Origin of the sequence: Actinomyces gaoshouyii, assembly GCF_002076915.1 — a bacterium.
Lineage (GTDB): Bacteria > Actinomycetota > Actinomycetes > Actinomycetales > Actinomycetaceae > Actinomyces > Actinomyces gaoshouyii.
In genome coordinates this window covers 1165569-1180220 of sequence record NZ_CP020468.1, presented here as the reverse complement: position 1 = coordinate 1180220, position 14652 = coordinate 1165569, and the positions used below count along the sequence as shown (strand labels likewise).

Annotated in this window: 9 protein-coding genes and 4 tRNA genes; 10 read left to right on the top strand and 3 right to left on the bottom strand. The window is 70.8% G+C overall.

All coding sequences use genetic code 11. The annotated features are described in order from the left end of the window. Positions 1–273: 273 nt before the first annotated feature. Both B6G06_RS04815 and B6G06_RS04810 read left to right on the top strand, forming a co-directional pair. On the top strand, positions 274–1311 hold the full coding sequence (locus B6G06_RS04815) for a TerC family protein (protein ID WP_080462675.1): 1038 nt from the start codon (positions 274–276) through the stop codon (positions 1309–1311). Further along, on the top strand, positions 1248–3749 hold the full coding sequence (locus B6G06_RS04810) for an HAD-IC family P-type ATPase (protein ID WP_081171226.1): 2502 nt from the start codon (positions 1248–1250) through the stop codon (positions 3747–3749). Before B6G06_RS04815 ends, B6G06_RS04810 begins: the two co-directional genes overlap by 64 nt. Positions 3750–3963: 214 nt before the next feature. On the opposite strand, the gene B6G06_RS04805 is transcribed toward B6G06_RS04810, so the two are convergent. Further along, positions 3964–4248 carry a YciI family protein gene (locus B6G06_RS04805; RefSeq protein WP_080462673.1) on the bottom strand — a complete coding sequence of 95 codons (285 nt, stop codon included), beginning with the start codon at positions 4246–4248 and terminating at the stop codon, positions 3964–3966. Positions 4249–4358: 110 nt separating this feature from the next. On the opposite strand from B6G06_RS04805, the gene uvrA reads away from it, so the two are divergent. Next, on the top strand, positions 4359–7205 hold the full coding sequence (gene uvrA, locus B6G06_RS04800) for an excinuclease ABC subunit UvrA (RefSeq protein WP_081171223.1): 2847 nt from the start codon (positions 4359–4361) through the stop codon (positions 7203–7205). A 29-nt stretch (positions 7206–7234) separates the two neighbouring features. On the opposite strand, the gene pdxR is transcribed toward uvrA, so the two are convergent. Beyond that, complete coding sequence (gene pdxR, locus B6G06_RS04795; RefSeq protein ID WP_081171221.1) at positions 7235–8668, bottom strand: MocR-like pyridoxine biosynthesis transcription factor PdxR; 1434 nt, start codon at positions 8666–8668, stop codon at positions 7235–7237. Positions 8669–8749: 81 nt separating this feature from the next. Here pdxR and pdxS point away from each other — a divergent pair, with 81 nt between their 5' ends. From pdxS to B6G06_RS04780, 3 genes are all read left to right on the top strand, one after another. After that, a complete protein-coding gene (gene pdxS, locus B6G06_RS04790) occupies positions 8750–9685 on the top strand; it encodes a pyridoxal 5'-phosphate synthase lyase subunit PdxS (RefSeq protein ID WP_167370990.1) in 936 nt (311 codons plus the stop codon). Then, positions 9682–10242, top strand: coding sequence for a pyridoxal 5'-phosphate synthase glutaminase subunit PdxT (pdxT, locus tag B6G06_RS04785; protein WP_240494106.1), 561 nt, complete (start codon positions 9682–9684; stop codon positions 10240–10242). The genes pdxS and pdxT overlap by 4 nt, the downstream gene beginning before the upstream one ends. A gap of 103 nt (positions 10243–10345) precedes the next feature. Further along, positions 10346–11722 carry a UTP--glucose-1-phosphate uridylyltransferase gene (locus tag B6G06_RS04780; protein ID WP_080462669.1) on the top strand — a complete coding sequence of 459 codons (1377 nt, stop codon included), beginning with the start codon at positions 10346–10348 and terminating at the stop codon, positions 11720–11722. A 113-nt stretch (positions 11723–11835) separates the two neighbouring features. On the opposite strand, the gene B6G06_RS04775 is transcribed toward B6G06_RS04780, so the two are convergent. Then, a tRNA-Val gene (locus tag B6G06_RS04775) sits at positions 11836–11911 on the bottom strand. Between the two features lie 158 nt (positions 11912–12069). On the opposite strand from B6G06_RS04775, the gene B6G06_RS04770 reads away from it, so the two are divergent. The 4 genes from B6G06_RS04770 to uvrC all read left to right on the top strand — a co-directional run bounded on the left by B6G06_RS04770 (position 12070) and on the right by uvrC (position 14581). Next, positions 12070–12142, top strand: a tRNA-Gly gene (locus B6G06_RS04770). Between the two features lie 40 nt (positions 12143–12182). Beyond that, a tRNA-Cys gene (locus B6G06_RS04765) sits at positions 12183–12253 on the top strand. Position 12254: 1 nt separating this feature from the next. Next, positions 12255–12326, top strand: a tRNA-Val gene (locus tag B6G06_RS04760). A gap of 77 nt (positions 12327–12403) precedes the next feature. Next, positions 12404–14581: an excinuclease ABC subunit UvrC gene (gene uvrC, locus B6G06_RS04755; protein ID WP_080462668.1), complete on the top strand. Its 2178-nt coding sequence runs from the start codon at positions 12404–12406 to the stop codon at positions 14579–14581. The last annotated feature ends 71 nt before the right edge of the window (positions 14582–14652 follow it).

Sequence of the window (14652 nt, the reverse complement as noted above, 5' to 3'; positions counted from 1 at the left end):
GTGCGATCCGCCACCTCTGCGACGACTCCCGGCGCGGATCACATGACTGAGGCGCATCCGACCCGCGATCTGTGGCGGCCGGGCCGCTAGACTGCGGGGCGCAACCGCATATGTCGGAGGGGAGTACTCCCACCAACAGCGGCGTCGTCATCACGGCGGACCAGCGGCCCAGGCCGGCGGCCCCCGGCGCCGCAGGCCAGTCGTCCCGCGCACCGGGAGCGATGCTGGCGGGAGGAGACCTTCGGTACCCGAGTCCGTACCGGAGGTAACCACATGGATGTCCACTCCCTCGGATGGCTGGCGCTCGCCGCCGTCATCCTCACCATGATCATCATCGACATCGTCGGGCACGTGCGCACCCCGCATGAGCCCACGATGAGGGAAGCCGCCTGGTGGTCCCTCGCCTACATCGCCATGGCCATCGCCTTCGGCGGCATCGTCTGGGCCGTCTGGGGAGGTCGCTACGGGGGCGAGTACTTCGCCGGCTACATCGTCGAGAAGTCACTGAGCGTTGACAACCTCTTCGTCTTCGTCATCATGATCGCCGCCTTCCGAGTGCCCAGGAAGTACCAGCAGGAGGTGCTGCTGGCGGGCATCGTCATCGCGCTCGTGCTCCGACTCATCTTCATCCTGGTCGGCGCCGCCCTCATCGAGAGCTTCTCCGCGATCTTCTACCTCTTCGGGGCCTGGCTCATCTGGACCGCGATCTCCCAGGTGCGCGAGGGCGTCGAGGACCCCGACGAGCACGATGCCGACGACTACGAGCCCTCCCGCTTCGTACGACTCGTGGCCCGCGTGATCCCCATGACCGATGGCTTCGTCGGCGGCAAGGTCCTCCACCGCCACGGCGGGAGGACCATGATCACCCCCATGATGCTGTGCATCATCGCCATCGGCACCGCCGACGTCATGTTCGCCGTCGACTCCATCCCCGCGATCTACTCCCTGACCGCCGAGCCCTTCCTGGTGTTCGCGGCGAACGCCTTCTCCCTGCTGGGACTGAGGCAGCTCTACTTCCTCATCGACGGCCTCCTCGACCGCCTCGTCTTCCTGCACTACGGCCTGGCCGCCATCCTCGGCTTCATCGGTTTCAAGCTCATCAACCACGCCCTGCACGAGAACGAGGTCGGCTTCATCAATGGCGGCGAGCATTGGGAAGCCATCCCCGAGCCCTCCATCCCGGTCTCACTCGGCTTCATCGTGGTCGTCATCCTCGTCACCGTCATCGCCTCCGTCATCGCCTCCAAATGTCAGGCCCGCGAGGAGACCGCTGCCGAGGGTCCCGCGGAGCGCGAGGCGGTGAAGCAGTGAGCACCGCCACAGAGGCTGTCCAGGGGCTGACGAGCGAGGAGGTCGCCGCCCGCATCCGCGACGGTCTCACCAACGCCTACGAGGAGACGACCTCCCGCTCCGCGCTGGATATCCTGCGCGCCAACGTCCTGACGATCTTCAACGCGATCCTCGGCGCCGCGCTCGTCCTCATCCTCCTCATAGGGCACTGGGCCGATGCCCTGTTCGGTTTCGTGCTCATCCTCAACACCTCCACCGGCACCATCGCCGAGATCCGCGCCAAGCGCGCCCTCGACCGCCTCGCCGTCCTGGAGGCCCCTCGCGCCCATGCCATCCGAGACGGCGCCGAAAGCGAGATCGACGTCGCCGATGTCGTCCTCGACGACGTGCTCCGTCTGCGCTCGGGAGAGCAGATCCCCGCCGACGGAACCATCCTGGCCACCGACGGCCTCGAGGTCGACGAGTCCATCCTCACAGGGGAATCCGATCCCGTCCGGCCCCAGGAGGGCGGGCGGGTCCTGTCCGGCACCACCGTGACGGCCGGCGCCGCGCTCATGCGCACCACTGCCGTCGGCGCGCAGGCCTATGCCCACCGGCTCGCCCGCGAGGCCCGCCAGTTCTCCACCGTGCGCTCCGAGCTCCAGGACGGCACCAACCGGGTCCTCACCTGGATCTCCTGGGTCATCGTGCCCGTGGCGCTCCTGCTCATCTGGTCGCAGATGCGCCAGGCCGGGGGGCTCTCCGCCGCCATCGAGTCAGGCGCATGGCGCACCGCGATGGTCGCCGGCATCGCCGGCGTCGTCGGCATGGTCCCCCAGGGACTCGTCCTGCTCACCAGCGTCAACTTCGCCACGGCCTCCCTCAAGCTCGCCCGCCAGAAGGTCCTCGTCCAAGAGCTCCCCGCCGTGGAGGTCCTGGCCCGGGTCGACACGCTCTGCCTGGACAAGACCGGCACGATCACCACCGGCCGCATCGCCCTGCGCGATGTCACCACCCCCGACGGCGGACCGGCCGACCCGCTCGCCCTCGCCGCGCTCGACGCCCTCGCCGCCGGCGGCGACGCCAATGCCACCGCCCTGGCGCTGCGCGAAGGCCTGCCCGGCATCGAGCCCGCCCGCGTCACCGCCCCGGTGATCGAGGGGCTCGTGCCCTTCTCCTCCCGGCGCAAATGGTCCGCCGTCGTGATCGACGGGATCACCTGGATCATGGGCGCTCCCGAGATCGTCCTCGGTGCCTGCCCCGACGATGCTCCGTACCGGTCCCTCGCCCTCGAGCAGGTCCGCGAGGCGGCTGCCACCGGCGCCCGCGTCGTCGCCCTCGCCCGCTCCGAGCAGCCCTGCGGCCAGAGCGGCGCAGACCACGCGCTCCCCGGCGGCCTGCGCCCGGCCGCCCTCGTCATGCTCACCGAACAGGTCCGTCCCGACGCCCCCGAGACCCTCTCCTACTTCCGAGCCCAGGGCGTCGATGTCAAGGTCATCAGCGGGGACAACCCGGTCACCGTCGCCGCCGTCGCACGGGCCGCCGGCATCACCCGCTCCGATGGCCAGGAGCTCACCGTCCTCGACGCCCGCGAGCTGCCCACCACCGCCGACGACCCCGCCGACCTGGAGCGCCTCGCCGACGCCATCGCCGAGGCCCAAGTGCTCGGCCGCGTCGTCCCCGAGCAGAAGAAGGCCCTCGTCGCCGCCCTCCAGGCGCGCGGACGCACCGTGGCCATGACCGGCGACGGCGTCAATGATGCCCTCGCCCTCAAGCACGCCGACCTCGGCATCGCCATGGGCAACGGCGCGCCGGCCACCAAGGCCGTGGCGCGTCTCGTCCTGCTCACCGGCAAGTTCTCCGCCCTGCCCGGGATCGTCGCCGAGGGGCGGCGCGTCATGGCGAACACCGAGCGCATCGCCTCGCTGTTCCTGTCCAAAACCGTCTACGCCTCCCTCATCGCCATCGCCGTCGCGATCACGGCGATCCCCTACCCGTTCCTGCCCCGGCAGCTCACCATCGTTTCCTCACTGACCATTGGCGTGCCGGCGTTCGTCCTGGCACTCGCGCCGACCGACCAGCGCTACCGCGCGGGATTCCTCAAGCGCGTGCTCACCCTGGCCGTGCCCGCGGGGATCGTGGCGGGAGTGGGGACGCTGGCCGCGCGCACCTGGCTGTGGGGGGCGGCGCTGCCTCTCGAGCAGATCACCTCCGGCACCACCCTTGTGCTCGTCGCGGCGGGCCTGGCTCTCCTCACCCTCACGGCGCGCCCGCTCCTGGGGTGGCGGCTCGGGCTCGTGGTCCTCATGGGGGCCCTGGCAGTGCTCGGCGTCGTCGTCCCGCCCGTGCGCCGCTTCTTCCTCCTGGCCTGGCCGACCAGCACGACATGGCTGATCATCGCCGCCATGGCGGCGGTCGTCGTCGCGGGCATGGAGGCGGTCCACGTGGCGCGCCGCCGCTGCGCCCGCCCGGGGGGCTGAACCACTCGATCAGGCGGTCGCCAGCACCCGCAGCCAACCGCGGCGGGGATGCCGATCCCAGTCCACCTCGGCGAAGCCGGCCTCGGAGACAGTTCCTCGGCGCCGGGAATGCTCATGCCCGAGCGGTCCGCCCGGAAGGCCGCCGCGTCCCTACTGACGAAGTCATCGCGGCCCCCGCCGGGGCGCGCGGACTAGGAGTCCCTGGGAGCGGTGGTCATGAGATCGTACCGATGACGGGGTTCCACTCGCGCGGCGCGCGCTCGGCGATGAGCCCGGCCCTCTGGAAGGGATCCTCGTCGAGGAGGGCCAGGGCGTCGTCGGCGTCCTCGGCGCGCACGATGATGAGGGCCTCATTCGTGCCCGTGTAGGGGCCTGCGGCGATGAGGCGGCCCTGATCGGCGAGGGCCCCGTTGAAGGCGCGGTGGCTCGGGCGGATGGCGGACAGCTCCTCATCCCGGCCGGTGACGTAGGTGTACTCGACGGCGAAGATCTTGCTCATGACGTCAGCCTATCCTCCCGGGGGCGCGCGCGTGAGCCGTGGCACAGACCAGCCGTGACGCGGTGAGTCGAACACACGTACGACATCGGCCGGCGCCTAGACTCGCGCCCGTGAACGACACCCTCATCATCCGTGGAGCCCGCGAGCACAACCTCAAGGGCGTCAGCCTCGACCTGCCCCGCGACAAGATGATCGTCTTCACCGGGCTCTCCGGCTCCGGCAAGTCCTCCCTCGCCTTCGACACGGTGTTCGCCGAGGGCCAGCGGCGGTACGTCGAGTCCCTGTCCTCCTACGCCCGGCAGTTCCTCGGCCAGATGGACAAGCCCGACGTCGATTTCATCGAGGGACTGTCCCCAGCGGTCTCCATCGACCAGAAGTCCACCTCCCGCAACCCCCGGTCCACCGTCGGCACCGTTACCGAGGTCTACGACTACTTGCGCCTGCTCTACGCGCGCGCCGGCATCCAGCACTGCCCCGTCTGCGACGCGGTCATCGCCTCCCAGACCCCCCAGCAGATCGTCGATCGCGTCCGCTCCCTGCCCGAGGGGACGCGCTTCCAGGTCCTCGCGCCCGTGGTGCGCGGCCGGAAGGGCGAGTACACCGAGCTCTTCGAGGAGCTGCGCTCGCGCGGCTTCAACCGGGTGAGGGTCGACGGCGGCGTCCACCGCCTCGACGTCCCGCCCGAGCTGTCCAAGCGCCTCAAGCACGACATCGAGGTCGTCATCGACCGGCTCGTCGTCCGCGAGGGCATCCGGGGGCGCCTCACCGACTCCGTGGAGACGGCCCTCGGCCTCGCCGACGGCATCGTGATCATCGAGGAGGTCGACCGCGACGAGGACGACCCCGCCCGCCTCCACCGCTACTCCGAGAAGCGCGCCTGCCCCAACGAGCACCAGCTCGCCCTCGACGAGATGGAGCCCCGGACCTTCTCCTTCAACGCCCCCTACGGCGCCTGTCCCGAGTGCACCGGCATCGGCGTGCGCCTCGAGGTGGATCCCGACCTCGTCGTCCCCGACGAGGAGCTCACCCTCGCCGAGGGTGCCGTCGCCCCCTGGACCATCCACCAGAAGCACTTCAACCGGACCCTGTCCGCGCTCGGCGCCGAGCTCGGCTTCGACATCAACACCCCTTGGCGAGCCCTTCCCGAGCGCGCCAAGGACGCGATCCTGCGCGGCAAGGACTACGAGGTCAAGGTCACCTACCGCAACCGGTGGGGGCGCGAGCGCGTCTACTCCACCGGCTTCGAGGGCGTTCTCAGCTACGTCATGCGCAAGCACGATGAGACCGAGTCCGAGTGGTCGAAGGAGCGCTACCAGGGCTACATGCGCGAGGTGCCCTGCCCGGTCTGCTCCGGCACGCGCCTCAAACCCGAGGTGCTAGCCGTGCGCGTGGGGGGCAAGTCCATCGCTGAGCTCTGCGACCTTCCCGTGGGGGAGTGCCGGGACTTCCTCGCCGGCCTGGAGCTCACCGGACAGGCCAAGCGGATCGCCTCCTCGGTGCTCACCGAGATCAATGCCCGTTTGGGCTTCCTCGTCGATGTCGGATTGGACTACCTCAGCCTCTCGCGCGGCGCCGCCACCCTGTCCGGTGGCGAGGCACAGCGCATCCGCCTGGCCACTCAGATCGGTTCCGGGCTGGTCGGCGTCCTCTATGTCCTCGACGAGCCCAGCATCGGCCTGCACCAGAGGGACAACGCCCGCCTCATCGAGACCCTCTCCCGGCTGCGCGACCTGGGCAACACGCTCATCGTCGTCGAGCACGACGAGGACACCATCCGCTCCGCCGACTGGATCGTCGACATCGGGCCCGGGGCGGGGGAGAAGGGCGGTGAGGTCATCCACTCGGGCGAGCTCGCCGGCCTTCTGGAGGCCGAGGACTCCTGCACGGGCGACTACCTCGCCGGGCGACGCCGTATCCCGATCCCGCCCGCCCGCCGGCCCGTTGACAAGAAGCGGCAGGTGACCGTCGTCGGCGCCCGGGAGAACAACTTGAAGGATGTCACCGTCGGCTTCCCCCTGGGCGTGCTCACCGCCGTCACCGGGGTCTCAGGCTCCGGTAAGTCCTCCCTGGTCAACTCCATCCTCTTCCAGGTGCTCGCCAATCGCCTCAACCGCGCCCATGGCGTGCCCGGGCGCCACAAGACCGTGCGCGGCCTCGACCAGCTCGACAAGGTTGTCCACGTCGACCAGTCGCCCATCGGCCGCACGCCGCGCTCGAATCCCGCCACCTACACCGGCGTGTGGGACCACATCCGCAAGATCTTCGCCGCCGTGCCCGAGTCGAAGGTCCGCGGCTACGGGCCCGGCCGCTTCTCCTTCAACGTCAAGGGCGGGCGCTGCGAGTCCTGCAAGGGCGATGGCACGCTCAAGATCGAGATGAACTTCCTCCCGGACGTCTACGTCCCCTGCGAGGTGTGCCACGGGGCCCGCTACAATCGCGAGACCCTCGAGATCCGCTACAAGGATCACACCGTCGCCGACGTGCTCGATATGACGATCGAGCGCGCCGCCGAGTTCTTCTCCTCCACGCCCATCATCTCCCGGCACCTCAGCACCCTCGTGGAGGTGGGGCTCGGCTATGTTCGCCTGGGGCAGGCGGCCACCACGCTGTCCGGCGGGGAGGCCCAGCGCGTCAAGCTCGCCACCGAGCTGCAGCGCCGCTCGACCGGCCGTACCATCTACGTCCTGGACGAGCCGACGACCGGCCTGCACTTCGAGGACATCCGCAAGCTCCTGGAGGTGCTCCAGGGCCTCGTGGACAAGGGCAACACCGTGGTGGTCATCGAGCACAACCTCGACGTCATCGCCAATGCCGACTGGGTCATCGACATGGGTCCCGAGGGCGGCAAGGGCGGCGGCACCGTCGTGGCCACGGGCACTCCCGAGCAGCTCGCGAAGGTGGCCGAGTCCCACACGGGCGCGTTCCTCGCCGAGGTGCTCCAGCGGCGACGCCGCTGATGCGGTGGGGGAGGCTGGGCCCCGGGCGCTCAGCCGACGATGTTCCCGGGCCCCAGCGCCTCCCGGAGGACGTCGAGCAGCTCGCGCAGCCGCTCCGGAGAGCGGCTGCCCAGTCCCAGGACGATCCCCGGCCAACCGCCCCGCCCCTCGACCGACCAGTACGAGGCCAGGCCCTCGACACCGAGACCGGCGGTCCTGGCCCTCGCCACGGCCGCGGCCTCATCGGTGCCCGGAGTCAGCGGCACGACGGCGTGCAGCCCGCCCTCCATAGGCGTGCCGGCGGGGAAGACCGAGAGGAACACCTCCCGCCGTTTCCGATCGAGGCGGCGCGCCCTGGCCGCATGGCGGCGAAGCCCGTCCTGGCGGAGGTAGCGGGTCATCGCGTCCTGCACGATCCCGGACACTGGCACGCAGCGCTGAGCGACGTCGTCGACGAGGCCCTCGGGGACGACCACCCAGCCGAGCCCCAGGGCGGGGGTGAGGCTGGCGGAGAACGATCCCAGCAGCGCCACGGGCCCGTCGGTCCCCGAGGCGAGCAGGGGCGCGGGCGCCTCATGAAGATCGGCGTCGAAGTCGTCCTCGATGAGCAGCGTTCCACTTGACGACGCTGCGGCCAGGAGCGCGTGGCGCCGCACCGCGGGCATGCGCCCACCGGCGGGGAACTGGTGGTTCGGGGTGAGGAGCGCCGCCTCGACCCCCTCCAGCGACTCGGGCAGCGCGCCGTCGGCGTCCCTGGCCAAGGGCCGCATGCGCCACCCCAGTAGGCGGGGAATGGCGCGCAGTGACGGGTAGCCGGGGTTCTCGACGCCGATCGTTCCCGTGGCGCGCATGGCTGAGAGGACGAGTCGCAGGCCATCGCGGGCGCCGGCGGTGACGAGGATCCTGCGCGGATCGATCGTGACGCGCCGGGTGAGGCGCACATGCTCGGCCAGGAGCGCCCGCAGCTCCTCGGAGCCCTGCGGCGGGTGGGGGCGAGGATCGGCCGCGGCGGCCCGCCAGGTCGCCCGCCACAGCCCCGACGTCACCTCCGAGACGTCCGGCGAGCCGGGCCGCAGCGGTGCCGGAGCGGGGGCGGGGGCAGTGGCCGGTGCCCCGGGCGCGGCGTGCGGGACGCGCCGGGGGAGCGCGGGGTCGACGCGCGTTCCCCCGTGTGTCGCCATGAGGTAGCCCTCGCCGACGAGCTGCTCGTAGGCGGACACAACGCTGCCGCGGGACACTCCCAGCTCGGCGGCCAGGCGGCGGGAGGACGGGAGGCGGTCGCCTGGCGCGAGGACGCCGGAGGTGATGCGCTGGTGGATATCGGCGACGATCCTCTGCGGCAGCGACTGCCCGGCGGACGCCCGGCCCCGCAGCGGCCCGCTGCCGGGCTCGGCAGGGGGAGCGGCGGCAGGCTCGGCAAAACGGTCGCGCCGCGCCGTGGATCGCCCCGCGCGGTCCGGGGGCGCCTGGCGATGCGGCATCATGGGGCAAGGATAGTGGTGGTCCACAAATATCGATCAGATGTGGACTCATCGATGGACCACACAAGTAGCGAGGATCGCGCCATGACTGACATCCCGCTTGCACCCATCTCCCCAGCGCCGGCCGCCACCGCCCCGTCCACGACCGGCTCCCCACTCGTCAAGCGCGGCTTGGCCGACATGCTCAAGGGCGGTGTCATCATGGACGTCGTCACCCCCGAGCAGGCTGTCATCGCCGAGGAGGCCGGTGCGGTTGCCGTCATGGCGCTTGAGCGCGTGCCGGCGGACATCCGCGCCCAGGGGGGTGTGGCCCGCATGTCCGACCCGGACCTCATCACGGGCATCATCAACGCCGTCTCCATCCCCGTCATGGCCAAGGCCCGCATCGGGCACTTCGTCGAGGCCCAGGTCCTCCAGCACCTCGGCGTGGACTACATCGATGAGTCCGAGGTGCTCTCCCCGGCCGACTACGCGCACCACATCGACAAGCAGTCCTTCACCGTCCCCTTCGTCTGCGGCGCCACCAACCTCGGGGAGGCTCTGCGCCGCATCGCCGAGGGCGCGGCCATGATCCGATCCAAGGGCGAGGCCGGAACCGGCGACGTCTCCGAGGCCACCCGGCACATCCGCACGATCAACGCAGAGATCGCCCGCTTGCGGGGCCTGCCCGCCGACGAGCTGTACGTGGCCGCCAAGGAGCTGCGCGCCCCCTACGAGCTCGTGGCCGAGGTGGCGCGCACCGGCGCTCTCCCCGTGGTGCTGTTCACCGCCGGGGGGGTCGCAACCCCGGCCGACGCCGCCATGATGATGCAGCTCGGGGCCGATGGCGTCTTCGTGGGCTCGGGGATCTTCAAGTCCGGGGACCCGGCCGCCCGCGCCGCCGCCATCGTGCGCGCCACCGCCGCCTACGACGACCCCGCCGTCATCGCCGAGGTCTCCCGGGGCCTGGGCGAGGCGATGGTCGGCATCAATGTGGCCGACATCCCCGCGCCCCACCGTCTGGCGGAGCGCGGCTGGTGAGTCGGCGTGTCGGCATCCTCGCCCTCCAGGGCGGGGTGGTTGAGCACGCCCGGATGGTGGAGGAGCTGAGGAGCGAGGCGGTCCCCGTGCGCCGCGCCGGCGACCTGGCCCGTCTGGACGCGCTCATCCTGCCGGGAGGGGAATCCACCGCCCTCCTGCGCCTGCTCGCCGCCTTCGACCTCACACGGGCCCTCGCCGACACCGCTCGGGCAGTGCCGACTCTGGGCACCTGCGCCGGCCTCATCCTGCTCGCGCGCCTGGGCGCGCTGGACGTCGAAGTCGAGCGCAACGCCTTCGGCCCTCAGGTGGACTCCGCCGAGGCCGTCCTGCCCTGGCGCGGCGGTCGGGTGCGGGCCGCCCTCATCCGGGCACCGCGCATCACCCGCGTGGGGGAGGGCGTGGAGGCGCTGTCCACATGGACGGATCCGAGGCGGCCGGATGAGGACCCCAGCGTCGTCGGTGTCGAGCGGATCGGCGCGGGCGGGCGGATCATCGGGGTCGCCTTCCATCCCGAGCTCACGGGGGACACCACCATCCACCGCGAGCTGCTCGCATGAGGGCGCGCGTCATCGAGGAGTCCAACCGGACGCGAGCGGGCGAGTTCCAGGATGTTGATTGTTATCGTTCATATCCGGCAGTCGCACGGGTAGGCTCTGGCGCATGGGCGAGAGCGGATTGCGAGCAGCGCAAGCGAAGATGCGGCAGGGCGGGGTGGCTCCGGAGGCCATCGACGTCTTCACCCACTACTACAAGGAGCTGGAGGCCGGCGCCACCGGCCTCATCCCCGAGAGCACGATCGAGCCGCTGACCTCCATCGACTCCATCGGCGATGTCGAGGTCAGCGATGAGGACGCGCGTGAGGCACTGTCGCGCACGGTCCTCATCAAGCTCAACGGCGGGCTCGGCACCTCGATGGGGATGAGCCGCGCCAAGAGCCTTCTGCCGGTGCGCGATGGCAAGTCCTTCCTCGATCTCCTCGTGGGGCAGGTGGAGGCCGCCCGTGCCAAGTACGGCGTCACCCTGCCGCTCATCTTCATGGATTCCTTCCGCACCCGCGAGGACACCTTGGCCGCGTTGGAGTGTCACCCGGGGATCGCCGTCGACGGCCTGCCGCTCGACTTCCTCCAGAACCGCATCCCGAAGATCCGGCAGGACGACCTCGAGCCGGTCGAATGGGAGGCCGACCCCTCCCTGGAGTGGTGCCCCCCGGGGCACGGCGACATCTACACCGCGCTCATGGCCTCCGGCGTGCTCGACGCCCTCATCGAGCGCGGCTACAGGTACGCCATGACGTCGAACGCGGACAACCTGGGCGCGGCGCCCTCGGCCCGCATCGCCGGATGGTTCGCGGCCTCCGGCGCCCCCTACGCTCCGGAGATGTGCCGTCGCACACCGGCGGACGTCAAGGGCGGGCACCTGGCGGTGCGCAAGTCCGATGGGCGCATCATCCTGAGGGACACCGCGCAGACGCCGGCCGATGAGATGCACTACTTCACCGACCAGTTCCGCCACCCCTTCTTCCACACGAACAACCTCTGGTTCGATTTGGAGGTCCTGCGCGCCACTCTCGTCGAGAGGAGGGGCATCCTGGGCTTGCCTCTCATCCGCAATGAGAAGACCGTGGACCCGTCGGACGCCTCTTCAACGCCGGTCTACCAGTTGGAGACGGCGATGGGCGCGGCGGTCGAGGCCTTCGAGGGCGCCACCGCCGTGGAGGTGCCGCGCAGCCGTTTCCTGCCGGTCAAGACGACGAACGACCTCCTCCTCGTGCGCTCGGACGTGTACGAAGTGGATGAGGACGGCCTGCTGCGCATGGTCTGCGAGACCTCCTGCACCGTTGACCTCGACCCGCGCTACTACAAGAAAATCCAGGACTTCGAGGCGCGGTTCCCCGGCGGGGTGCCCTCGATCCGGGGAGCGCGGACGCTGACGGTGCGCGGCGACTGGACCTTCGGCGAGGGCGTTGTGGCCTCGGGCGACGCCCTCGTGACGGAGGAGGGCGCACCCGGCTCCATCGCCGATGGGGCGGAACTGTGAGGAGGCCGGGCGCTCCACGGCGGCTCGGCAGTGCCGTTCGCGCTGACCGGAGCGCTTCGCTACCGCTGGTGCGGGCGGGACGCTCCGCTCGGCGGGAACGGCACCATTCGGGGTGGTGGGCGATACTGGAATCGAACCAGTGACCTCCTCGGTGTGAACGAGGCGCTCTAACCCCTGAGCCAATCGCCCGATGTCCGCACAGATTAGCCAGAACCGGGCGCGTCCGGCAAACGGGTGGTCGGTGAGGTGAGTCACCGCGATGTCATTTGCGCGGGCGCGGAGGTGGAGTGATATGGTTGCGCAGCACCGAGCGATCCGGCGTTGAGCCGGGGAGAGCGGGCAGCCATGCGGATGTGGCTCAGTTGGTAGAGCATCACCTTGCCAAGGTGAGGGTCGCGGGTTCGAGTCCCGTCATCCGCTCCGAGGAGCCGGGCGGCCACCCAGCCCCCAGCATCTCACTGGTGGGTTGGCCGAGAGGCTAGGCACCGGCCTGCAAAGCCGTTTACACCGGTTCGAATCCGGTACCCACCTCGGGCGATTGGCGCAGTGGTAGCGCGCTTCCCTGACACGGAAGAGGTCACTGGTTCGAACCCAGTATCGCCCACTCGCAGCCCACCCCGCCCGGACCCACGGTCCGGGTTTTTCTGTCCGTTCCCGGGCTGTGGGAGTGAGGCACCGGCCATGGCAGACCCCTCGACGTACCGGCCCGCTACGGGCGAGATCCCCACGTCGCCCGGCGTCTACCGCTTCCTCGACCCCGAGGGTCGCGTCATCTACGTCGGCAAGGCCAAGAATCTACGAGCCCGCCTGAGCAACTACTTCCAGGACCTGGCGGCTCTCCACCCGCGCACGCAGAGAATGGTCACCACCGCCTGCGCCGTCGAGTGGACCGTCGTGGCCACCGAGGTGGAGTCCCTCGCCCTGGAGTACTCCTGGATCAAGGAGTTCAACCCGCGCTTCAACGTCATGTACAAGGACGACAAGTCCTACCCCTACCTCATGATCTCCCTGGGTGAGGAGTTCCCCCGCGCCCAGGTGGTGCGCGGGGCGCGCAAGCGCGGCGCTCGGTACTTCGGCCCCTACGTCCAGGCCTGGTCCATCCGCGACACCCTCGACCAGCTCCTGCGCGTCTTCCCCGTCCGCTCCTGCTCCGCCGGCGTCTTCCGGCGCGCCAAGGCCGCCGGTCGCCCCTGCCTCCTGGGCTACATCGACAAATGCTCCGCCCCCTGCGTCGGCCGCATCTCCGCCCCCGACCACCGGGCCCTCGCCGAGGACCTCTGCTCCTTCCTCGCCGGCCGCACCGGGCCCTATCTGCGCGAAGTCGAGTCCCAGATGCGCGCTGCCGCCGGCGCACTCGACTTCGAGAAGGCCGCCCGCCTGCGCGACGACGCCGCCGCGCTGCGCAAGGTCATCGAGCGCAACGCCGTGGTCCTGCTCGACGCCACCGACGCCGACGTCTTCGGCCTCGTGCGCGACGAGCTCACCGCCGCCGTCCAGGTCTTCCACGTCCGCGGCGGGCGCATCCGCGGCCAGCGCGGCTGGGTCATCGACACCCCCGATGACGCGACCGACTCAGAGCTCATCGAGCGCCTCATCCAGCAGGTCTACGCCGACCTTCTCGACCCCGGGGACACCGGCGCCCTCGAGCCATCATCGGCCGGCTCGGGGGCCGCTCCCAGCGGGCCCGTCTCCGGTCCCACCACATCCGTCGGCGTCGGGCGCGCGCTCGCCTGCCCGGCCCCGCGCGCACGACGCGAGGACGAGCCCGCACCCAGGCGCGCCGAGGCCGCGGCCACCAGCGTCGACGATGTCGCCCACGCCTCCACCACCGCCGTGCCCCGCGAGGTGCTCGTCCCCGTCCTTCCCGATGATGCCCCCGCCGTGCGGGCCTGGCTCGCCGGGCTGCGCGGCGCCGCCGTCGACCTGCGCGTCCCCGCCCGAGGGGACAAGGCGGCCCTTATGGAGACCGTTCGCAAGAACGCCGAGGAGGCTCTTCGCCTCCACAAGACCCGGCGCGCCGGCGATCTCACTCAGCGCTCCGCCGCCCTCGACGAGCTCGCCGAGGCCCTCGACCTGCCCGAGGCGCCCCTGCGCATCGAGTGCTACGACATCTCCCACACCCAGGGCACCCACCAGGTCGGCTCCATGGTGGTCTTCGAGGACGGCGCCCCCCGCAAATCCGACTACCGCCGCTTCGTCATCCGCGGTGAGAACGGCGGCGGCGCGGCCGATGACACCGCAGCCATGAGCGAGGTGCTCACCCGGCGCTTCAAGCGGCTCCTCGCCGAGCAGGGCCGGAGCACGGCGGAGCTGAGCGCGGCTCAGGCCGCCCAGCAGGTCGAGGACGCCGAGGGCGTCGCCGTCGTCTCCGGGCCCATCGATCCCGGGACGGGGCGGGCCAAACGCTTCTCCTACGCGCCCGGCCTCGTCGTTGTCGACGGCGGGCCGCCGCAGGTTGGGGCCGCCCGCGCCGTCCTCGACGAGCTCGGCATCGACATCCCCATCATCGGCCTGGCCAAACGCCTGGAGGAGGTCTGGATCCCCGGCGACGAGTTCCCCGTCATCCTGCCGCGCACCTCGCCCGCGCTCTACCTCCTTCAGCACCTGCGCGACGAGTCCCACCGCTTCGCCATCACCCACCACCGCGCCAAGCGCTCCGCCGGCATGACCCGCTCCGTGCTCGATGACGTCCCCGGCCTCGGGCCCGCCCGCCAGGCCGCGCTGCTCAGGGCCTTCGGATCGGTCAAGCGCCTGCGCGCCGCCAGCGTGGAGCAGATCGCCGACGTCAGGGGCATCGGCCCGGCGCTCGCCGCCACCGTCCACGAGCACCTGGGCGGCGGAGGCGAGTCGGCGGGGTGAGGCTGGGAAGCACGCACGAGCTCCTCAGTGAGGATCATGTCCGGGAACGCGTCGGGGACGGTCAGGCGCGC